Source organism: Pseudomonas sp. RV120224-01b (genome assembly GCF_003208145.1).
In the GTDB taxonomy this organism is placed as follows: Bacteria; Pseudomonadota; Gammaproteobacteria; order Pseudomonadales; family Pseudomonadaceae; genus Aquipseudomonas; species Aquipseudomonas monteilii.
The window spans coordinates 68,761-89,546 of the sequence record NZ_QKMQ01000019.1 but is presented as its reverse complement, the minus strand read 5'-3'; the positions used below and the strand labels follow the sequence as shown (position 1 = coordinate 89,546).

Below are 20,786 nucleotides of genomic sequence, written 5' to 3'. Positions count from 1 at the left end.
CCAGGCCCGGCCCTATCGCCGGCAGGCCAGCTCCCACAGGGACCCTACAGTGCCTGAAATCTGTGCGGTCCTGTGGGAGCTGGCTTGCCGGCGATAGGGCCGGGCCTGGTGACTCAATTCTGTGGCAACACGCCTCGGGCCCAGGGCCGGTAGCGCAAGGCAAACACCGCCTCGGCATGGCACCCGCTACTCAGCTTCGGCTCAGCCGGTTCAGCTAGAAACGTCTGCCCCGGTGCGCTCACCTGGCGGAACGCCTCACGCACCACACCCACCCGGCACGGCAAGGCCTGTTCATAGCCCTGGCGCACCAACGCAGGCAGACGCCCGGTCCCGGCGCCGTCCTGCCACCACACTGTCAAGCCCAGGCCCGCCAGTTGATTCAGCCAGGCAGCATTGACCCGCGGCGACAGCTTGCCCGCGCTAAAAGCACTGATATGCAACGGTTTGTCCAGCTGGCGGTTGAAGGCCTGCAACTGGCTGTACAGCGCATCGCGCCGTTCAGCCTCACGAAAATGCTGGTCGTCCAGCTCCATGGGCAGGTACCAGCCATCCACCGGCAACTGCCAAGTGTTGCGCAGTTGCTGGTATTGGCTGAGCGAGCGGCCCAACTGCGCTTTCCAGTAGCTGTTCTGACCTTCGCCGTCCAACGCTTCAAGGCGTTGGTAATAGGCCGGGTCCATGTACAACCCCAAGACCAGTTGCAGCCCCTGGGCATGCGCCGAGCGCAGGCTGTTTGCCAGCCAGCCCTGGGCACCGCCAAAATCGCTGTCACCATACGCGCTCCACTGCACGATCAGGGTCTTGCCACCCTGCGCCACGGTGGCGTGCCACAGCTGTTGCCACTGGGTAGGGGTGATACTGGCGTCGCGGTTCAGGGGTTGGTAGAACAGGCGCTGGTCAGCTGTGGCCGGCAGGCACAGGGCAAGCAGGCAGAGGGCGAGGATCTTGCGCATCAGAAGGTCATCTCCGCACCGACCAGCACGCCGTTGGCGCGCTCGTAAAGATTGCCGCCCAGCGACTGCTGGTATTCGGCACGCACTTTCAGCGAGCCGCGGTAGGCGTTGTAGCGGTCGTCATCGAACCACCACTGCCAACGCACACCCACCCCCGCACGGGCATCCTGGCGCCAGTCGTTGCTCGGGTCCTGGCTGGAGAACTCGACAAAGCCGTAGGGCATCAGGGTTTGCGGTGAGCTGCCGGGCAGCTTCCAGGCATGCCCCTGCTGGTAGCGCGACAGCCAGGCATGGTCGCCGGCGCGTGTCCACCAGGCGGCGTCGAGGTAGAGGAAGCGCTCGTTCCAGTCGTCTTCATCCACCCGCCAGTCGTTGCGCCAGTCACCCTGATCGAGGAACGAGGCAGTGGCACGCAGCAGCAGGTCGTTGCTCGACTCGGCGTTGTGGCGCAGGTCGCCCCAGTTACCGCCGACCTTGGCCGGGCTCAACAACTGCCCCAGGCTCAGGCCGCGATAATGTTCTTCGTCGATCTGCCGCTGGTGATACAGCTCGGCGTACAGGTTGAGGTTGGCCTGGCCGAGCGGCTTGTAGCGCAGGCCAACGCCGGTACCCATGCTTTGCGCGTAATCGGTACGGCTCTGACCACCGAACAGTACCCGGCCATAAACCGAAAGGGTGCTGCCGTTGCGGCTGGGCTCTTCACCCAGGGCGTGGTCCCACATGGCCAACTGCACGTTCTGCGATTGTGCGCGGCGCGAGCTGCCGCTGCGCTGGCCGTTGTCGAGGAACTTGTCGTTGGTCGAGGTGCCGGCGGGCGACCAGGTGCTGGCCAGGGTGATGGTGTCACGCCGTGACAGGGCTTCGTGGGCCCTGCGCTGGCGGTATTTGCGGGCTTCCAGGCTGCCGTATTCGTCGTCACCGTCGACCAGGTTCTGCTCCACATCGAGGATGCGGCGCAGTTCGCGGCGTGCCGAGGCGCTGTCTTCGGCTTCGTCGTAGCGCAAGGCCAGCGTTTCGCCGAGGCGGTAGTCCTCGGGGAAGTCGTGGGTCGCCTGCTCCAGGTACGGGATCGACTGGCGGCGCTGGGCCTTGTCTGTGGCGCCGGCCAGGCGCATGCCGTAATCGGCGCGGTAGCGTGGCTGATCGGGGGCCAGGCGCACCGCTTCGGCTAGCCAGGCCATGCTTTGCGCGCTGTCGCCGGCCAGCTGCGCAGTGCTTGCGGCCGCGTAGTAGTGGTCGGCGCGTGGGTTGCTGGCTAAGGCCTGGCGTTGGACGCCCAAGGCGGACGGGTAATCGCCCTGGCGCTGGGCAATGGCAGCGCCCAGCGCCCAGTCATCAGCACTGTGGTGCGCGGCGGCGTCCCAGTAGCGTCGAGCGGCTTCTGCATCGCCGGCATTCAGCGCGCCACGGGCGGCAGTGAGGCGGGCGTTGTCGGTCCAGGCGCTGTCCGGGACGTTGCGCCAGATGGGCAGGGCAGCCTCGGAGTCGCCCGCCGCTTCAAGGGCATAGGCCAAGGGCAGGCGATCGCCGCCGCCGCCCAAGCGTTCGGCGGCCTGGTAGTAGACCACCGCTTCGCCGGGCTGGTCGGGCATGGCGCAGCGGCCCAGTGCGCGGTATTGGCCGGGTTCGCTCGGGGTGGCCGGTATCGCCTGGTGCACGGCATCGCACTGGCCGGCTTCGGCCAGGCGGCCGAGCAACTGGGCACGCGTGTTGGCATCCACCCGTGGTATCAGGCCAAGCATGCGGCGGTTGTCCAACGGCCCGTCAGTACGTGCATACAGGTTGCCCAGGCGCTGCAGCAACGACGGGCTGAGGCGGCCTTGGCGGCGGTCGTAGGCGTGCTCCAGCAATTCCCGGGCGTGTGCCACCTGGCCTTGTTCCACCAACAGGAAGGTGGCTTGCTCCAGCGCGGCCAGGTCGCCGCTTTGTCGGTAGCGCTTTTCCCATTCGCTGGCGGTACGCGGTTGCGGCGGCTGTGGCGGGTCGCCGTACAGGCGTTGCTTGAGCACGGCGTAGGCGCGAGCATCGGCCGTGGTCGTGCAGCCTTTGAACTGCTCGCGGGCCAGATCCGGATCATGGCGCGACAGCCAGTCGACGGTCTCCAGGCAGGGGCGCTGCAGGTCGTTGCTCAAGCGCATTACCATTGCCGCATCATCGCCTTCGCGGGCCAGCTCCCACAGCTGCTGGCGCTGGTCGGGCTGATTCAGCTGATCGGGCGGCAGCGACTGCAACCAGCGTTGGGCCTGTTGGTTGTGGCCGACGGCAATGGCGCGGTTGGCCATGGCCAGGCGTGCCTGGCTGGCTGCCTGGGGGGAGGGTGCGCTGGCCAGCAGCGTGTTCAGCCCTTTTTCGTCCACCTGCTGGATATACGCATTGGCCAGGCGTCGCCAGTCTTCGGCGGGTAACTGGCCCTTGTCGGCGAGCGGCTGCAGTTGCTCGATGGTTTCCTTCCAGTTGCGCAGCTGTTCGGCAAAGTTGGCGCGGGCCAGGCGCAGTACCTGACCATCATCGCGCGGTGGCAGCTGGTTGAGCCACTCCAGCGCTTTGCCAGCACCCCCGAACTTGGCCAGGCTCAGGCTGTAAGCCTGCCACAGGCGCACCCGGTGCATGGCATCGCTGGTGGCCAGCCATTGCTCGACCTGGCTGGCTGGCGGTGGGTCCTGCTCGATCCACGTCAGGCGAAGTTCGAGCAGCGCGTCGGCGTATTCGGGGCTGCCGTCCAGTTGTTCGGCCAGCGCTTCGGCGTCCTTGTAGCGGCGTTGGTGGGCCAGGGCCTCTACCAGCAGTGCGCGGGCTTCGTCGTTGTTCGGCACGCGGCCCAGCACGTGACGGGTCAGGCGCTCGACCTCGGCCCAGTTGTCTTTCTTGGCCTCACGATAACTGCGGTCCATGAACGGAAAGCTGGTGAACCGCTGGAAGTCGGTCATCGGTGCCGAGGCGGCGACGGGCAGTGCGGCGGAGCACAGCAACAGGCCGGTGAAGGTGAGAGTAAAACGCGGCTTCATGCCACCTCCCGCGTCAGGTCAAGGGCAGCCTGCTGTTCGCTGGCCTGTTCGTCGAGTGCTTGCTGCAACACCTGCTCAGTGATGATGCCGCGCGCGATCAGGTGCTCGCCCAGGCTCTGGTGTTCGGGGTCGAAGTCGATCAGTGCCTGGTTGAACAAGGTGACGGGCACCATACCGCGCACCTGCAGCAGGGTACCGAGCATGACCTGGTGGTGGCTGACCCGTTCCAGCAGCGCCTCGTCGTCCTGATGGCGTGCGAGCGTGGCCAGCATGTCGCGGGTTTCCGGCTTCTGCCAGGGGCTTGGGTAGTGGTAGCGCAGGCCCAGGGTTACCCGGCCTTGTGGTGCCAGGCGCACGCGTACCGGGCGTTTGAGGTGGCGGCTGATTACCCCCAGTGACACCTGGCTGACCGGGCTTTCGCTGGCCAGGATCAGCGTGTCGCCGTCCTCGGCCACCGGCAGCACGCCGTAGTGCGTCGCCAGTTTACGCGGCAGTTTGGCGATCAGTTGCGGTTCGAGCTTGAACGGGTTCAGCGGGGCCCATGGTATGTCTAGCTGCTCGGCCAGGGTGGCCACCAACTGTTCGCTGTTTACCCAGCCACGCAGCAGCAGTTCGCGGCCCAGGCGCCGGCGTACAGGGCTGTTGATTGCCTGATGCAGCTGTTCGTCGCTGATCAACCCTTTGGCCACCAGTCGCTGGCCCAATGGCGTGCGGGCAGGGGCGGCGATGGCGGGGAACTCGTGTGTGGTCTTGTCCCAGGCCACGCGCCGCGAGTCGCCCATCTCCATGACCTGGCGCAGGGCACGCAGGTTGGCGAAGAAGTTGACGAAGTTGCTCCACATCATGCGCGGTGCCGACAGCAGGCCTTCGCCAATGCCGTAGAAGCGGGTAACGAACCAGCCGCGCTGGAACAGGCGGTTGAACAGCATCAGGCCGTTGAGCCACAGCAGGGTCGAGAGCAGCCAGCTGTCGCTAAGGATCGACATGAAGCGCCACGAATCCGGCGCAATCACCGTGACCAGCCACATGGCCAGCAACACCAGCAGCAACAGGTTGACCAGAAAACTCAGCAGGTAGGCGAACAGCCCGCGGCGGTCGCGCCAGAGGAAGTAGTTGAGCGCGCCCTTGCGGCTCCAGCCCAGGTTGCTGGTGCCCTGGAACACGATGCCGACGATCCACCGCGACTTTTGCCGAATGGCATGCTGCCAGTCGCGCGGGAAGTGCTCGCGTACGCAGATTACCTGGGAAAACTCACGGCTCATGCCCGGGCGCCACTCTTGCTTCAGGGTCAGCGCCGGGTCGCTGATGGAGTAGCGGGCGAAAATGCACTTCATGCCTTTTTGCTTCAGGCGAAAACCAATGTCGTAGTCTTCGGTCAGGCTCTGCACGTCGAAGGCGATACCGTCGCCGTCCTCCAGCAGCGCACTGATGGCGCGACGGCTGAAACAGGTGCCGACCCCGGCACTGGGCACCTGGCCGGTGAGTGCTTCGCGAACGATAACGTCCTTGCCGTGGTTTTCGGCGAACTCGTCGACATAGTGGCCGGCGGTAAAGCCCTTCCATTCGGGTGCGTAGGGGTACACCGGGATCTGGATCATGTCCTTGTTCGGCAGCAGGTAATTGAACAGGCGCAGTTCCATGGGCGAAATCACGTCTTCGGCGTCGTGCAGGATAAAACCGGCGAACTCGATACCGGCGTCCTGCTGAAAGCGCAGCAGCGCGTCGATGATGTTGTTCAGGCAGTCGGCCTTGCTGGTGGGGCCGGGGCGGGCGCACACCACCTTGTGCACGTTGGGGTAGTGCAGGCACACCGCGTCGACATCGGCCTGGGTTTGCGGGTCGTTCGGGTAGGTGCCGACAAAGATCTGGTAGTTCTCGTAGTCGATGGTGGAGGCCGCCAGGCGCGCCATTTCACCGACCACGCCCACTTCGTTCCAGGCCGGGACCATGATGGCCAAAGGTTTTTCCGGGACTTCGTACAGGCGTTTCTCGTCGGCCTTCTCGAACTTGTCGTAGATGCGAAAACGCCGGATGAGCTTTCGCCCCCAGTAGCACAGGTCGATGAACAGGTCGTCCAGGCCCAGCAGGAACATCAACGAGGCGAGGGTGATCGCCAGGATCTTCAGGCCGAACAGCACATAGGTGAGAAAATCGATGAATGCCAGGCTCATGCGGCAGTCACCGGCAGGGTGGAGTAGGCCATCGTCTGTATCCTCGCTCGGTTCCCTCGACGAAGTTGTACGACATGTCGCCGTTTGTACGGGATAGATACAAGCAGCCGAATGCGAGGTTGTCCAAATTTCGGGCTTTTTCTTGTGGGCCACATCTTGTAGTTTTACAGGTCGTTTACCCAGGGAGCTGAACATGCAAGGCAAGGCGCGCAAGATCGTCCAGGCCATTCTTTACGAAGCCATCGCTGTGGCCTGCGTGGCGCCTGCGCTGGAGCTGGCGTTCGGTGCCGGCATGGCGCAGTCGACCGTGCTGTCGGTGCTGATGTCGGGCATCGCGATGAGCTGGAACATGGGCTACAACTGGGTGTTCGAACGTTGGGAGGCGCGCCAGCACCAGCGGGAGCGCACTTTCATGCGGCGCTTGCTGCATGCGCTGGGTTTCGAGGGGGGGCTGGTGGTGATTTTGCTGCCGCTGGTGGCGTACTGGCTGGACGTCAGCCTGTGGGCGGCGCTGCTGACCAACCTGGCGTTGTTCGTGTTCTTCTTCGTTTACGCTTTTGTCTTCCAGTGGGGGTTCGACAAGGTGTTCGATGTGCCGCTTTCGGCGCAGCAAGCCAAGTGTTGACTTTGTGCCGCGCTACCGGCTAAGTTCCTACCCCATGAATACATTCCCGCACGTGAACGCCATTATTATTACCGCCATTATCAGCTTGGCGGGCTAGCGCGTACGTGCACCGAACCCGCCCTGGAGGCGGGTTTCTTCTCTCTGACTCCTGGGCAAACTGAAAAAGCCAAGGAGTCATCGATGACCAGCTTCAGCGTCCCGCGTACTGCCGTCACCCCCCAGCAACTGCTGTCGGAGCAGGTGCGGCGCATTCTTGCCGCCCCGGTGTACGACCTGGCCATCGAAACGCCCCTGCAAGCTGCGCCTGCCTTGTCTGCCAGCCTGGGTAACCAGGTATTGCTCAAGCGCGAAGACCTGCAGCCGACCTTCTCGTTCAAGATCCGTGGTGCCTACACCCGGCTGTCGCGCCTGACCCGTGTGCAGCGTGAGCGCGGGGTCATTACCGCTTCGGCCGGCAACCATGCCCAAGGCGTCGCCCTGGCAGCCTCGCATCTGGGCATGAAGGCTACCATCGTCATGCCCACCACCACGCCATCGCTGAAGGTGGAAGGGGTGCGTTCGCGTGGCGGCCATGTGGTGCTGCACGGTGAAAGCTTCCCGCACGCCCTGGCACACGCGTTGAAACTGGCCGACAGCGAAGGCGCTACCTTTGTGCCGCCGTTCGATGACCCGGACGTGATCGCCGGGCAGGGCACGGTGGCCATGGAAATCCTGCGCCAGCGCCCGGGTGCGCTGGATGCCATCTTCGTACCGGTCGGTGGTGGCGGTTTGATCGCCGGCATTGCTGCCTATGTGAAGTACCTGCGCCCGGAGGTGAAGGTGATCGGCGTGGAGCCGGAAGACTCCAACTGCCTGCAGGCTGCCATGGCTGCTGGTGAGCGGGTGATCCTGCCGCAGGTCGGCACGTTTGCCGATGGTGTAGCGGTGGCGCAGATCGGCGCCCATTGTTTCGAGCTGTGCCGGCATTTTGTCGACGAGGTGGTGACCGTGAGCAGCGATGAGCTGTGTGCGGCGATCAAGGACATCTACGACGATACCCGTTCGATCACCGAGCCGTCCGGGGCGCTGGCCGTGGCGGGGATCAAGAAATACGTTGCACGCGATGGCGTGCAAGGGCAAACCCTGGTTGCCATCGATTCCGGGGCGAACGTCAACTTCGACCGCCTGCGCCATGTGGCCGAGCGGGCCGAGCTGGGGGAACAGCGCGAGGCGATCATCGCTGTGACCATTCCGGAACAGCCGGGCAGCTTCCGCGCGTTTTGCCAGGCGCTGGGCAAGCGGCAGATCACCGAGTTCAACTATCGCTACTACCCCGGCAAAGAGGCGCGTTTGTTTGTCGGGGTGCAGACCCACCCTGTTCACGACCCGCGTGAGCAGTTGCTGGCCAACCTGCGCGAGCAGGGGTACAGCGTGCTGGACCTGACCGAAAACGAGCTGGCCAAGCTGCATGTGCGCCATACCGTGGGTGGCCATGCTGCACCGGGTGCGGATGAGCGGGTCATGCGCTTCGAGTTCCCCGAGCGGCCTGGGGCGTTGTTGGGCTTTCTGGAGCGGCTGGGCAAGCGCTGGAACATCAGCCTGTTCCATTACCGCAACCATGGCGCGGCAGAGGCCCGGGTTTTCGCGGCGCTGGAGGTGCCGGGGGACGAGGTAGCGGGGTTGCCGTTGGCGCTGGATGAGATGGGGTATCGGTATTGGGATGAGACGGATAACCCGGCTTACAAGCTGTTCCTAGGGTGACCTTGAGGCTGCCTGTACTGGCTTCATCGCCAGCAAGCCAGGTCTCACAAGTACTGCGCAGCTATTCAGCATTGCGCGGTCCCTGTGGGAGCTGGCTTGCCGGCGATGGGCCGCGAAGCGGCCCTGGGATTTCAGCGCTCGCGCATGAAGAAACCGGCAACGAACTTGCGGAAGGTTTCCAGGCTCTTGAAGTCGGCATAACGCTTGAAATTCTCGGCATCCGGCTCAGGCCCGATCGGCTGTTCCAGCAACGACACGGACAACACCCGGTCCTGGTCGGAGGTCAGCACCAGTTCATCCATGACCTGCCCGCCGATCACCGGCCGGCGCATTTGCACTTTCACACCTTTGCTGGCCATCCAGTCAATCAACGACACCAGCGCCTTGAGCGGCTCGCGCTCTTCGTCGCGGTACACCGGGAACAGGTGGGCGCGGGACAGTACCGGTACGCTGGCCACATGGATCAGCTCATAGAAATGGCTGCCGGCGCTGGTCGGTGAGTAGATCATCAGCGCCAGTAGCGGCCCGGTGGTACGGCTACCGCCCCAATATAGGTGATGCCCCTGGAAGTCGAAGCCGTCTTCATTACGGTTGTTGAACAGCTTGCGCCCTTTGATCTGGTCGACACAGTCCAGCAGCAAGCCGTGGCGGCGGTGGTTGCCGAACACCGAAGCTTCGCGCAGGCGGGACTTGAGCATCATCATGTGCTTCATGTCCAGGCGGGTTTCCAGGTAATTGCTGGCGGGCACCCGCTCCAGCAGCGGGTAGCGGCTGGCCACGCTGCGCAGTTCGGCAAACTGGGTGGTCAGGTCCTTTTTCAGGTGGGTGGCATACAGGTTGAGGCCGCTGGTTTCGATCCAGGTCAGCAGCAGCGACAGCAGGCGCTGTTGTTCCCGGCGGTCGTTGCCTTCGCCGCTGGCAGTGCTGGTGGCGCTGCGGAAGTCGCCGATCAGGCGCAGCGGCGTGTCGGGTGGCAGCCAGGCCGCAGGTGGGGCAGGGTCGTTTTCACGCTCGGCTGCCTCCCGCTCGTCCTTGGTGAACGGGCAGCCGGGCGCGTGTTCTGCCGTGCCCGGGTTGTTCTTGAGAAACAGGGTGCCGGTACTGCCGTTAAGGGTGACATTGAGCACCGGCAAGGCGTCGTTGCGGCAGTCACAGGCCAGCCACTGGTTTGCATTGCGCACTTTCATCAGCAGCTGGTTGGCCTGCAACAGGCGCGGGCCGCCAAGGCTGCCGGTGGCAAACCCGACCAGCAACTCTTCTTCGGCGGGGGTCAGGCTGCGCACCTGGGCGGCGGATTTGTCGATGATTCGCATGAAGCAGCTCCAAGCTACGAGCCCCAAGCTTCAAGCAAAGTCGCGCCGCTTTCAACTTGCCGCTCAGTTGCCGCCAAACATCTTCGCGGCACGGGCACGAATTTCGTCCGGAGTGAGGTCCTCCTTGTGGGTGGAGACGAACCAGATGTTGCCGAACGGGTCTTTCAGGGTGCCGCTGCGGTCGCCGTAGAACTGGTCGGTCAACGGATGCAACTGGGTGCCGCCGGCCGCCAATGCTTGGGCGTAGACCTTGTCGCAGTCTTCGACATACAGGTGCAGGCCCACGCTTGCGCCGCTGAGTTTCTGGCTGGCGGTAAGGCCGCCCTCCATGTCGCAGGGGTCGCCCAGCATCAGCGACGAATCACCGATTTTCAGCTCGGCATGGCCCACACGGCCACCTGGCGCATCGAGGCGGAACATTTCGACGGCACCAAAGGCCTGCTTGTAGAACTCGATGGCCTTGGCGGCATCGTTGATGGCCAGGTACGGGGTAAGGCTGTGCTGGCCTTCGGGGATGGGTTTGGCTGCCATGTTCGACTCTCCTTCGCAGTGGGCGCCGGAGGGCGCCCTGTTGCTTAGAGTCGTTTGCACAGAGGGAAAATCGACAATGGCGCTAGATCGATTTCCTATAAGCGCGGCCGTCAGAAGATGTAGTCGGTGGTCAGGAAGCTCGACTGGCGGTTGCGGATGATTTCGCTGATCAGCTCCTTGTTGGCCTCCTGGAAGCGGGTGGCGACCAGGGTGCGGATGGAGAACACACGCAAGGCATCATGCACCGACAGGGTGCCTTCGGCGCTGTTCTTGCGGCCGTTGAACGGGTAGGTGTCCGGGCCACGTTGGCACTGCGCATTGATGTTGATGCGCCCGACCTGGTTGGCGAAGGTGTCGACCAGGCTGCCGATGGTAGCCGGGTCGTTGCCGAACAGGCTCAGTTGCTGGCCGTAATCGGAGTCCAGTACGTAGTCGATCACGGTTTGCAGGTCGCGATAGGGCACTACGGGCACCAGGGGGCCGAATTGCTCTTCGTGGTACACGCGCATTTCGTGGTTAACCGGGTACAGCAAGGCCGGGTAGAAGAATGAGCCGCGGCTCTGCCCGCCACCTTCGTTGAGCACGCGTGCGCCCTTGGCAGTGGCATCGGCGACCAGGCCGTCGAGGTAGTCGACCTTGCCAGGCTCGGGCAGCGGTGTCAGTGCTACACCGGGCTCCCACGGCATGCCGGGTTTGAGCGCGGCCAGTTTGCGCTGGAACTTGTCGAGGAAGGCGTCGACCACATCCTCGTGGACAAACAGGATCTTCAGTGCCGTGCAGCGCTGGCCGTTGAACGACAGCGCACCGGTGACCGCTTCTTCTACGGCGTTGTCGAGGTCGACCTGGGGCAGCACGATACCCGGGTTCTTGGCATCCAGCCCCAGCGCGGCGCGCAGGCGGTGAGGGCGTGGGTGCAGCTTTTTCAGGTCGCTGGCGGCCTTGTGTGTACCGATGAAGGCGAACACATCGACGTTGCCGCTGGCCATCAGCGCGCTCACGGTTTCCCGGCCTCGACCATAGATGACGTTGATCACCCCGGGCGGGAAGCTGTCACGGAAGGCTTCGAGCAGTGGGCGGATCAACAGCACACCGAACTTGGCGGGCTTGAATACCACGGTATTGCCCATGATCAGCGCGGGGATCAGCGTGGTGAAGGTTTCGTTGAGCGGGTAGTTGTAGGGCCCCATGCACAGGGCGACACCCAGCGGCGCCCGGCGGATCTGGCCCAGCGTGCCTTGTTCAAGCTCGAAGCGGCTGGAGCGGCGGTCGAGGTCCTTGAGGGCGTTGATGGTGTCGACGATGTAGTCGCAGGTGCGGTCGAATTCCTTTTCAGAGTCCTTGAGGTTTTTGCCGATCTCCCACATCAGCAACTTGACCACGGCCTGGCGCTGCTCGCGCATGCGTGCCAGGAAGGTTTCGACGTGCTGGATACGCTCGGCCACACGCATGTTCGGCCAGGCACCGCGGCCTTTGTCGTAGGCCTGAACGGCGGCGTCGAGCGCGGTAAGGGCGGTGTCGGCATCAAGCAGTGGGGCGCTGCCCAGCACCACTTGGCGTTCTTCGCCGCCTTCCTTGAGCCAGACCGGGCTGCGTACCGTGGCCAGGGGGCCGTCCCAGCGCCTGAGCTCGCCGTTCACCAGGTAATCACGTTGTTCCAGGGGGGCTTCCAGGCGCCAGATTTGCGGAATGCTATCGGCGTTGGGGAAGAGTGAATCGAGCAGACGGTCCATGGGTACTGCACCTCACTTGGCGGGGCGGGTTTCAAGCCGGGTGAATCGCTTCAGCTACGAGCATGCACCGGCTGCCGAAAAAACACCAGTCTGGCTCAACATGGCCCCTCGTGCTTGTCGACAGGCCGCCTTCGGATTCAAGGGCTGTTATGCAAAGACGGCATCAAGGGTTATCAATTGATAGCGAAGTGATAATTGCATCGGCGCGCACCGGGCACGGTTATAGCAAAGTGCTTGTCGGGTATGGACTTCATGCAGGAATTTTGACGCCATGAAACTTGATCTAAAGTTAGCGGGGAGCCGCTTGCCAAAGCGTTTGCAGGCATCTTAAATTGTTACTGAATGTGATAAAGAAGTTTAAGTTCATACTATAAAAATCAAGACGTTAGGTATTTTTGCTGATTTTTTCTCTTTTTCCGATAGACCATAGAGCACTTCAAAGGACGTCGAAGAAGAAATGAAAGAGACCTTGACGGCTGTGGCGCGAAAATTCCTGTCGCCCTCCATGCGCTACGAAATGAGGCTGCTGGCCAGCAAGGTGCGTGAAGTGTTGGCGCGTGCCTGTTTCTGGCGTTGGGAAGTTGCCAGGTTCCGGATGCAGCAGGAAAGCCCGTACGAAATCCTCTACATAGGGCGCAAGCAGCAACGGGAAATGGCCAAACTGCTGATTGGCGGAAAGGGCCAGGGCAGTGCGTCGATCGTGGAGGGTGCAAGCGCGACTGCGGCGGCCAACCATGTTGTGGTGATCAGCGAAATGCCCACCTCAGGCGCGTTGTCGGTGCCGCATTACCTGAGTGCCGTGGTGCCGCTGGGGCGCCCGCTGGAAGACATCACGGCCCGGTACGACAGCGAACTGCGCCGCAGCATCCGCAAGAACCGCCCGCTTTACCAGATGCGCCAAACCCTCTCGGACGACGAGATCGCCATGGCTGACCGGGACCTGCTTCGCCCCTATGCCACGGCCAGGCAAGGCATTCATGCGGCACAGTTCCCCACCGACGAAGTGTTCCGGATTGCCAAGAGCGTTGGCCGGCTCGACCTGATTACCTTGGGCGATGAGGTAATCGGCTGCCATTTGGGATGTGAAGTGGTGCGCGGCGGCAAGCGCTACTGGAGCACCTTGCGCTTTGGTTATTGCGAAGCGGTGTTTTCCGATGCCAAAAAATTGCGTGAAGTGAACTCCATTACCACGTTCATGGCCCTTGAGTGGGCGCTGGAACAGGGCTTCGATTATTACGACATTGGCCTGTGCCTGGCGCGGCCAGATGACGGGCTGTTGAAGTGGAAGCGCCGGCGTGGCGGCGATATCGACTCGTTGGGCAACCATGCCTACCTGTTCGTTCGCTTGCCCAAGGCCGGCACGGCGAAGTTTTTGTGGGACACGCCGATGTTCGCGGTCGAAGGCGACAAGCTCACGTTGCACCTGGGGTTGCCCGAGGGGCCGAGTGAAGAAGAATTTGCCAGCCGCTACCACGAAATGGTGTTTGGCGGGCTGCACAAGATTTACCTGTATGGCGGCAACGGTGCGGGCGAACCGTTTGTGGAAGCATTGCGCAGCCGGTATGCCAACCTGCAATCCCCTCCCGCGATGGAAAGGGTGATGTCCAACTGAGTGTTAGCCAGGGATGCGTAGAGAGGGCGCGCTGCGCCCGGTTTCTGATTTCGTTACCAAGGGAGGACGCTTCATGGGAAGCGACATCTCGCAGTTCAGTCCATCGCCCGCAGCCAAGCAGCACACCTGGACACTGGCGGCCTACCGCTACATGGCGCGCAAACGCCTGGGCAAGAACACGGCCATTGACCTCAAGAGTGTGGCTACCAGGAGCTGGGACATTGCGCCGGGCGAGACCACGGTGTCGCCACCGGCCATCTACCTGCCCGGCCAGCTGGAGCGGGTGACGGGCTGGGAGGGCAAGCGTTTTTACCCCTACGTACACCCTGCGCGCACCATGGAGGGCGGCATCAGTACGCTGCAAGGGCCAACCCGGGGCTACCTGATCAAGAATGTGTGGTTGGTCGATGGTGCGTTGTACAAGGGCAAGGCCAGCCATTGGCTGTCACTGAAACCCAGCACCTTTCCGGCCATCATCGTGGACAACGAAATTGACCGTGCAGCCATTTATTGCACGCAAAACGGCAATTCCTGGTTCGGCACCTGGCTGATGGAAGATTGCCCGACCTATGCGCTGGCCTGTAACGAAGGCATCCCCGTGACCACCGCCCCCTCGGCCAAATATCCGTTGTTTACCCAGGCCCCTGCCTATGAAGACTGGCTGGACATGAAGCCGCTGCGCCTGCGCAGTGCGTTTTTCCGTGAGCTGGTGCTGTTCGACGACCAGAGCAACAACCGTAGCCGTCACGCCCGCTACCGGGCCATGGGGGACAAGCTGCTGTCGCATGTGCCGCACGCCCCACACCCAGGCGTGTTCCTGCTGAGGGGCGGCGACGGCGACCTGCGCCTGCTGCGCAATGAGCTGGAGCTTGCCGAGCATCTGCGGGTTACCCGTGGTTTTCGCGTGGTCAACCCGCTGAAGTCTGATGTCCCGAGTATTGTTGCAGCCTGTGCCGGGGCAAAAGTGGTCATTGGCGTGGAGGGTAGCCAGCTGGTGCATGGCGTGAATGTGTTGCAGCCTGGCGGTAGCCTGCTGACCTTGCAGCCGCCCAACCGGTTTGTCAGCTACTACAAATACCTGACGGACCGCGACCACCAGCAGTTCGGCTTTGTGGTGGGGATACCGGAGGGCGATGGTTTCAGGATCGATATCGGTGAAGTGGAACGCACGCTCGATCTGTTTGCGCGATAACCGTGTAGTATCGGGGCATCTGAGCAACGTGTGGGCGAGGGGATGATCGAGGTATCACGGTTCTGGCGTGACCCTGCGTTGCCCTTTGTCGAAGCCCGGCGGGTAGGGGACGGGCGGCAGGTGTGTTATGCCGCACATTCCCACGAGAGCTTTTCCATCGGTGTGATCACCGGTGGGCGCAGCACTTACCTGAACGGGGGCCTGCGCATTGAGGTGGGGGCCGGCACCACGGTGCTGATGAACCCGGGCGTGGTGCATACGTGCAACCCCATCGATGGCGAGCCTTGGTCCTACCTGATGCTGTTCGTCGACGTGCCCTGGTTACAGGCGCTGGGTTTCACCTTGCCGACGCAAACCTGGAGTAGCTCGCCTGCGTTGTACCAACGTTTGATGCAGGCCTTTGCCGACCTGTTCGACGCCAGCGTGCCTGACAGGGAGGCGCGCCTGGCGACCCTGTTTTGCGCATTGCCGGGTTTTCTCTCGGGTGAGACTGGCACGGGTGAAGCAGGCAACCCGCGGCTGGACGCGGCGGCAGCCTTCATACGTGCCCATCGTAGCGATCCGCTGAGCCTGGAGGACATCTGCACCGCCTGCGGCCTGTCACGCTCCTACCTGATTCGTGCATTTGGCCAGCGCTTCGGGCTGACGCCGCATGGCTACCTGCTCGATCAGCGCGTACAGTTGGCCCGGGCGCAGTTGCGCCAGGGGCGGGCAATTGCCGAGGTGGCTCAGGAGGCCGGGTTTGCCGACCAGGCGCACCTGCAGCGGGCCTTCAAGCAGCATCTGGCGGCAACGCCGGGGCATTACCGCAATGCCACTGGCGTCAGATAACCAGGTAGACAGCGCTGCCCACCAGCAACACCGCCAACCCTCGATTGAGCAAGCGCACGTGCCGTGGGTTGCCCAGATACTGGCGAATCATGCTCCCGGCCCATGCCCAACACGCAACCGAAACAAAACAGATCGGGCCATAAATCCAGGCAAAGAGCCACAGCAGGTGCTGTTCACCCCCCGTGTAAGCGCCGACCCCGGCCACTGCCGCCAGCCAAGCCTTGGGGTTTAACCATTGCATCGCCGCGCCGTGCCAGGCTGAAGGCGCTGTTGTCGAGTGTGTGCCGGTCAGCCGGCCGTTGTCGCGGGCCAGTTTCCACGCCATGTACAGCAGAAACGCTACCCCGCCCCAGTGCAACAGCAGGCCCAGTAGCGGCCAGCGCAGCAACAGTTGATGCAGGCCCAGCCCGACCAGCACCAGCAACAGGCAGAAGCCCAGCGTGGCGCCGGCCACATGTGCCAGGCTGGCGCGTAAGCCATGGTTGGCGCCGCTGCTCAGGGCAATGATGTTGACCGGGCCGGGGGAAATCGACGCCGCCAGTGCGAAGGCGGCCATGGACAGGGACAGGCTCATGAGAAAGATCCGGTGGCTGGAAGGAGCCGTGATTTTCAGCCCTTGGCTGTCGAGGGTATTGAAGAAAAGTACCCCCTAAATGCCGCCCCGCACCTGATACAGGTTTTGTAATAGTTTTGCGCTATCACAGAAACCAGTGCTGCTTGTAGGATCATTTTCCCAATTTGTTAACAAGGTCTATATGAGCACCTTCGCGGAGCCCCCCGGTTTTCGGCCTTTCTGGCCATCCTTCCCCCGTCCTCGTGACGCTTCCCCTGTGAGTACCCGCTAATGGAATGGCTAGCCGATCCCACGGCCTGGCTAGGCCTGTTGACGCTTATCGTCCTTGAGCTGGTGCTGGGTATCGACAACCTGGTGTTCATCGCCATCCTGGCAGACAAACTGCCGCCGCATCAGCGTGACCGCGCGCGGGTGATTGGCCTGAGCCTGGCATTGATCATGCGTCTGGGCCTGTTGGCCAGTATCTCGTGGATGGTCACCCTCACCGCGCCGCTGTTCGAGGTGTTCGACAAGAGCTTCTCCGGTCGGGACCTGATCATGCTGTTCGGTGGTGTGTTCCTGCTGTTCAAGGCCACCATGGAACTGCATGAACGCCTTGAGGGCCATGTAACCCAGGCCAGTGGCGCGGTACGGCATGCTGCGTTCTGGCCGATCGTGGCGCAGATCGTGGTGCTTGACGCGGTGTTCTCCCTGGACGCGGTCATTACCGCTGTGGGCATGGTCGAGCATCTGTCGGTGATGATGATCGCCGTGATCTTCTCGATCGGTATCATGATCGTTGCCAGCAAACCGCTGACCCGCTTTGTCAACGCCCACCCCACAGTCATCATGCTGTGCCTGGGCTTCCTGATGATGATCGGTTTCAGCCTGACCGCCGAAGGCCTGGGCTTCCATATCCCGAAAGGCTACCTGTACGCGGCCATCGGCTTCTCGATCCTTATCGAGCTGTTCAACCAGCTGGCCCGTGCCCGCCGCAAGCGCAGCTTGCAGCAGCACCGGCCGTTGCGTGAACGCACTGCCCATGCCGTGCTGCGCCTGCTGGGTGGCCGCCGTGTCGAGGCTGACGAAGTGGGTGAGGAAATCGCCGACCTGGTCGAGGGTGGTGAGGAGCAGGTGCTGTTCGACCGCCGTGAGCGGGTGATGATCAGTGGCGTGCTGAACCTGGCCGAGCGGCCTATCCGTACGGTGATGACCGCCCGTGCCGAGGTCGACATGATCGACCTGGCGCAACCCGCCGATGCCATTACCCAGGCCCTGGCCAACTCGCCGTACTCGCGCCTGCCGCTGATCCGCAATGGCCGTGTCGACGAGCCTCTAGGCTTCGTGCACAAGAAGGAATTGCTCAAGGAGCTGCTGTCGGGCAGCCAGCCGGACCTGGAAGGCATGGCGCGTGTGCCGCTGAATTTGCTGGAGAGCTTCAGCATTCTCAACGCCCTGGAGCAGATGCGTGGCCAGTCGACCCACATCGCCTTCGTGGTCAACGAGTTCGGTGACTTCACCGGCCTGCTGACCATGACCGACATCCTTGAGTCGATTGCCGGTGAACTGCCGGATGCCAGCGAGGTTGAAGGCCCCGGCATCGTCCAGGAGGGCGAGGGCTTCGTGGTCAGTGGTGCACTGAACCTGAGCCAGGTCCAGGCGCGTACCGGCTTCAGTGCCCGTGCTACCGAGGACTACCAGACCCTCGCGGGCCTGGTGATGAGCCTGCTCGACCGCCTGCCGATGGTGGGTGACCGCCTGGCCTGGAATGGCTGGACGCTGACCGTGGAGGCGGTGGAAGAGCGGCGGGTGCGCCAGGTTCGGCTTACACCGAACGGCGACGTTGACGCAGCAGGTGCTTGAAACCCTCAAGCACCAGCACCAGCACCGCGGCCCAGATCGGCAGGTAGGTCAGCCACTGATCCGGGCCGATGGTTTCGCCCAACAGCAACGCCACGCCTACCAGCAGTACGGGCTCGACGTAGCTGAGCAGGCCGAACAGGCTGAATGGCAGCATCCGGCTGGCCAGCACGTAGGCGATCAGGGCCGAGGCGCTGATCGCCCCAAGGATCGGGATCAACGCATACAGCCCAGGGTGGGCTAGCAGGTCAGCGCTGGAAAGCGGGCCTTGGATAACGAAGTACAACGCCCATGGTAGCAGCAGGCACATGTCGCACCACAGGCCGCCCAGGTGGTCGGTGCGGCAGCGTCGGCGCAGCACGAAATAGATCGGGTAGCCGATCGTCACCAACAGGGTTTCCCAGGCAAAACTGCCGTTTTGGTACAGCTCGTGGCCCACGCCCAGTGCGGCACAGGCCACGGCCACCTTTTGCAGGCGTGACAGACGCTCGCCGTACACCAGCCGCCCGGTCAGGACCATGGCCAGTGGCAGCAGGAAATAGCCCATCGACACTTCCAGGCTGCGCCCATGCAAGGGTGCCCAGAGGAACAGCCACAACTGTACGCCCATCAGCCACGAGGTACCGACCATGCCCAGCAACAGCACAGGCGTGCGCTTTACCCGGGCCAGCAGCTCGCCCACGCGTTTCCAGTCTTTCGAGACCAGCATGAACAAGGTGAGGCAGGGCAGCGTCAGCAGGGTGCGCCAGCCAAAGATCTCTTCGCCATCCAGGGGCGTGAGCAGCGAGGTATAGAAGTACATCACAGCGAACAGACAGGACGCCATGACCGATGAAACGATGCCTTTTGACACGAGTGCCTCGAATAGGGGAGTTGAGCGGGTGGATCAGCCGCGCATGATCTCAGGGGCCGCGCCTTGCGGCAACTGCGCAGCGCCCGGGCGTGTGGCCAGTGCCTCCAGGAACTGGGCGGCCGGCATGGGCCTGGCAAACAGGTAGCCCTGCTGGAAGTCCACCCCATGGTGGGCCAGGTAGTCGCGCTGGGTGTTCGTTTCCACACCTTCGGCCACGATACCCAGGCCCAGCTTGGCCGACAGGTCGATGATGCTTTCCAGAATGTGCACAGACAGCGCATCGCCGCCGATCATGGCGACAAAGCTCTGGTCGATCTTCAGGTAGTCGACCTGGAACTGGCGCAGGTAGTTGAGGCTCGACTGGCCGGTGCCGAAGTCGTCGAGGGCAATCATCACGCCCATGGCGTGGAGCTTTTCGAACAGTTCCAGGGTCACCGGGGTAGGCTCGATGAGTTTGCGCTCGGTCAGTTCCAGGGTCAGCACCACCCGGCCCGGCGGAAAGTGCTGCAGGAAGGTGCGGCAGTCGTCCAGCAGGCTGAGGTCGCGGCAATGATCGGCGGTGATGTTGACACCGATATGGAAACCGTCCTCCAGCAACCCCGCATAGGGCGCCAGGCTTTGCGCGGTATGCATCATCAGCGCCCGGGTCATGGCGACGATCTGCCCGCTGTGCTCGGCATAAGGGATGAACAGGTCGGGCCTTACCAGGCCCTCGCGCGGATGGTTCCAGCGCATCAGCACTTCGGCACCGGCCCAGCGGTAGTCGCCCTTGCGCACCACAGGCTGGAAATACGGCAGAAACTCGTCGGCCTGCAGCGCCCGGTCCAGCTCGGCGCGGGGTGAGGTGGCCCGGCGAATCTGCCAGCGGCATACCAGCGCCGCCACGGCACCCAGCACCAGCAGCAAGCTGATAAGGGCAGGGTAGTGGCTGCGTAACAGTTGGCCCTGTTTGCCGGTGCTGTAGCCACCCTGCACGCTGAAGGGGTAACGGGTCGAACCCAGCAGCACGTTGGCGCTGGCGGCGGCAGGTGGTACGCCTTTGTGCACGACACCGTCCTTGCCCATCCAGGCATCGCCCACACGGATTTGCAAGTCTTCGTCAGGGCCGATCAGGCGCAGTGCCGTTAGCAGGTGGTCGCCATCCACCGTGGTGATTGCCCCTTTGTCGCCCTCGCTGGCACGGTACACCAGCAGCGCGTGCCCCGGGGTGACCGAGTTGCCGTCCATCAGCCACAGTTTGCCGTCGATATAGTCACTGGCGTTGACCGGTTCGTCGAACTCGCCGAACAGCGAGGTGCAATACAGGTTGTTGTGCCTGAACAGGTTGGTCGAGCGCACGAAGGCGTTGCGGGTAACCTGGGCACGCAGCGTGAGCTGGGCCTGATCGCAGGGGCTGCCAGCCAGGGGCAGCAATGCATTGGCAGCACTGGACAGGTTGTCGAGGATGCGTTCGACGTGCTCCACCGCCTGGCGGGTGGTGGCCTGGCTGCTGGCCTGCATCTCGCGCTCGACCTGCCAGTTCATGACGGCCAGGCCGCACACCACTGGCAGCACACCGACGCCCCAGGGCAACAGGGTACGCCAGCTGAATGCGGCGCGGCGTTTTACGGTAAGGGGCATGCTGACCTGGCTACGATGAGAGATAACGAGAGAATAGCCGTTTGTCGGTGCTCACGACCAACTAAAACGCGACAAACCATTTTACGCAATGTAGAATCCGTTTACGAATACAACAATAAGGTCCTTCAACTCCGAAGGATCAAGCCCGCCGAGAATGGGTCCATATGACATACCATGGGTTCAAGCTGATCATAGGT

15 protein-coding genes are annotated in these 20,786 nt (G+C 62.9%); 6 read left to right on the top strand and 9 right to left on the bottom strand.

Annotation, left to right across the window (positions count from 1 at the left end):
* Nucleotides 1–113: 113 nt before the first annotated feature.
* The 3 genes from N436_RS23930 to nrfB are packed head-to-tail and all read right to left on the bottom strand — an operon-like array spanning nucleotide 114 to nucleotide 6,129.
* Nucleotides 114–953 carry a DUF4434 family protein gene (locus N436_RS23930; RefSeq protein ID WP_110742109.1) on the bottom strand — a complete coding sequence of 280 codons (840 nt, stop codon included), beginning with the start codon at nucleotides 951–953 and terminating at the stop codon, nucleotides 114–116.
* Nucleotides 953–3,958 (bottom strand): phage receptor, encoded by a 3,006-nt coding sequence (locus N436_RS23925; protein ID WP_110742108.1) that lies wholly within the window; start codon nucleotides 3,956–3,958, stop codon nucleotides 953–955. Before N436_RS23925 ends, N436_RS23930 begins: the two co-directional genes overlap by 1 nt.
* Entirely contained in the window at nucleotides 3,955–6,129 is a 2,175-nt protein-coding gene (gene nrfB, locus N436_RS23920) for a cyclic di-3',5'-guanylate-activated glycosyltransferase NrfB (RefSeq protein WP_110742107.1), read from the bottom strand. The genes N436_RS23925 and nrfB overlap by 4 nt, the downstream gene beginning before the upstream one ends.
* Nucleotides 6,130–6,322: 193 nt before the next feature.
* On the opposite strand from nrfB, the gene N436_RS23915 reads away from it, so the two are divergent.
* The gene (locus tag N436_RS23915; RefSeq protein ID WP_016713990.1) at nucleotides 6,323–6,754 is read left to right on the top strand and encodes a PACE efflux transporter; all 432 of its coding nucleotides are present in this window, start codon (nucleotides 6,323–6,325) and stop codon (nucleotides 6,752–6,754) included.
* 180 nt (nucleotides 6,755–6,934) lie between these two features.
* Nucleotides 6,935–8,494: a threonine ammonia-lyase, biosynthetic gene (gene ilvA / locus N436_RS23910; RefSeq protein ID WP_105947604.1), complete on the top strand. Its 1,560-nt coding sequence runs from the start codon at nucleotides 6,935–6,937 to the stop codon at nucleotides 8,492–8,494.
* 131 nt (nucleotides 8,495–8,625) lie between these two features.
* Here the strand turns inward: ilvA and N436_RS23905 are convergent, their stop codons facing one another.
* The 3 genes from N436_RS23905 to N436_RS23895 form a co-directional block, all read right to left on the bottom strand.
* On the bottom strand, nucleotides 8,626–9,807 hold the full coding sequence (locus N436_RS23905; protein WP_110742106.1) for a hypothetical protein: 1,182 nt from the start codon (nucleotides 9,805–9,807) through the stop codon (nucleotides 8,626–8,628).
* A 63-nt stretch (nucleotides 9,808–9,870) separates the two neighbouring features.
* Nucleotides 9,871–10,338: a VOC family protein gene (locus N436_RS23900; RefSeq protein ID WP_110742105.1), complete on the bottom strand. Its 468-nt coding sequence runs from the start codon at nucleotides 10,336–10,338 to the stop codon at nucleotides 9,871–9,873.
* 110 nt (nucleotides 10,339–10,448) lie between these two features.
* On the bottom strand, nucleotides 10,449–12,068 hold the full coding sequence (locus N436_RS23895) for an NADP-dependent glyceraldehyde-3-phosphate dehydrogenase (RefSeq protein ID WP_105947607.1): 1,620 nt from the start codon (nucleotides 12,066–12,068) through the stop codon (nucleotides 10,449–10,451).
* Nucleotides 12,069–12,525: 457 nt separating this feature from the next.
* Between N436_RS23895 and N436_RS23885 the strand changes: the two genes are divergently transcribed.
* The 3 genes from N436_RS23885 (at nucleotide 12,526) to N436_RS23875 (ending at nucleotide 15,703) form a co-directional block, all read left to right on the top strand.
* A complete protein-coding gene (locus N436_RS23885) occupies nucleotides 12,526–13,680 on the top strand; it encodes a hypothetical protein (RefSeq protein WP_105947609.1) in 1,155 nt (384 codons plus the stop codon).
* A gap of 73 nt (nucleotides 13,681–13,753) precedes the next feature.
* Nucleotides 13,754–14,872, top strand: coding sequence for a glycosyltransferase 61 family protein (locus N436_RS23880; RefSeq protein ID WP_110742103.1), 1,119 nt, complete (start codon nucleotides 13,754–13,756; stop codon nucleotides 14,870–14,872).
* A gap of 42 nt (nucleotides 14,873–14,914) precedes the next feature.
* Entirely contained in the window at nucleotides 14,915–15,703 is a 789-nt protein-coding gene (locus N436_RS23875) for an AraC family transcriptional regulator (protein ID WP_110742102.1), read from the top strand.
* Here the strand turns inward: N436_RS23875 and N436_RS23870 are convergent.
* Nucleotides 15,696–16,277, bottom strand: a complete 582-nt coding sequence (locus tag N436_RS23870; protein ID WP_110742101.1) for a LysE family translocator — start codon at nucleotides 16,275–16,277, stop codon at nucleotides 15,696–15,698. The genes N436_RS23875 and N436_RS23870 overlap by 8 nt on opposite strands.
* A gap of 270 nt (nucleotides 16,278–16,547) precedes the next feature.
* Here N436_RS23870 and N436_RS23865 point away from each other — a divergent pair, with 270 nt between their 5' ends.
* Complete coding sequence (locus tag N436_RS23865) at nucleotides 16,548–18,119, top strand: TerC family protein (RefSeq protein WP_105947613.1); 1,572 nt, start codon at nucleotides 16,548–16,550, stop codon at nucleotides 18,117–18,119.
* Here N436_RS23865 and rarD read toward each other — a convergent pair.
* Nucleotides 18,082–18,969 (bottom strand): EamA family transporter RarD, encoded by an 888-nt coding sequence (gene rarD, locus N436_RS23860; RefSeq protein WP_110742100.1) that lies wholly within the window; start codon nucleotides 18,967–18,969, stop codon nucleotides 18,082–18,084. The two genes, N436_RS23865 and rarD, sit on opposite strands and share 38 nt — an antisense overlap.
* Before the next feature lie 33 nt (nucleotides 18,970–19,002).
* Nucleotides 19,003–20,589: an EAL domain-containing protein gene (locus N436_RS23855; RefSeq protein ID WP_110742099.1), complete on the bottom strand. Its 1,587-nt coding sequence runs from the start codon at nucleotides 20,587–20,589 to the stop codon at nucleotides 19,003–19,005.
* Nucleotides 20,590–20,786: the final 197 nt, after the last annotated feature.

Excerpts from the sequence above, each read along its gene's own strand:
- N436_RS23930 (WP_110742109.1), bottom strand. The coding sequence starts at position 953 with ATGCGCAAGATCCTCGCCCTCTGCCTGCTTGCCCTGTGCCTGCCGGCC.
- N436_RS23925 (WP_110742108.1), bottom strand. The coding sequence starts at position 3,958 with ATGAAGCCGCGTTTTACTCTCACCTTCACCGGCCTGTTGCTGTGCTCC.
- nrfB (WP_110742107.1), bottom strand. The coding sequence starts at position 6,129 with ATGAGCCTGGCATTCATCGATTTTCTCACCTATGTGCTGTTCGGCCTG.
- N436_RS23915 (WP_016713990.1), top strand. The coding sequence starts at position 6,323 with ATGCAAGGCAAGGCGCGCAAGATCGTCCAGGCCATTCTTTACGAAGCC.
- ilvA (WP_105947604.1), top strand. The coding sequence starts at position 6,935 with ATGACCAGCTTCAGCGTCCCGCGTACTGCCGTCACCCCCCAGCAACTG.
- N436_RS23905 (WP_110742106.1), bottom strand. The coding sequence starts at position 9,807 with ATGCGAATCATCGACAAATCCGCCGCCCAGGTGCGCAGCCTGACCCCC.
- N436_RS23900 (WP_110742105.1), bottom strand. The coding sequence starts at position 10,338 with ATGGCAGCCAAACCCATCCCCGAAGGCCAGCACAGCCTTACCCCGTAC.
- N436_RS23895 (WP_105947607.1), bottom strand. The coding sequence starts at position 12,068 with ATGGACCGTCTGCTCGATTCACTCTTCCCCAACGCCGATAGCATTCCG.
- N436_RS23885 (WP_105947609.1), top strand. The coding sequence starts at position 12,526 with ATGAAAGAGACCTTGACGGCTGTGGCGCGAAAATTCCTGTCGCCCTCC.
- N436_RS23880 (WP_110742103.1), top strand. The coding sequence starts at position 13,754 with ATGGGAAGCGACATCTCGCAGTTCAGTCCATCGCCCGCAGCCAAGCAG.
- N436_RS23875 (WP_110742102.1), top strand. The coding sequence starts at position 14,915 with ATGATCGAGGTATCACGGTTCTGGCGTGACCCTGCGTTGCCCTTTGTC.
- N436_RS23870 (WP_110742101.1), bottom strand. The coding sequence starts at position 16,277 with ATGAGCCTGTCCCTGTCCATGGCCGCCTTCGCACTGGCGGCGTCGATT.
- N436_RS23865 (WP_105947613.1), top strand. The coding sequence starts at position 16,548 with ATGGAATGGCTAGCCGATCCCACGGCCTGGCTAGGCCTGTTGACGCTT.
- N436_RS23855 (WP_110742099.1), bottom strand. The coding sequence starts at position 20,589 with ATGCCCCTTACCGTAAAACGCCGCGCCGCATTCAGCTGGCGTACCCTG.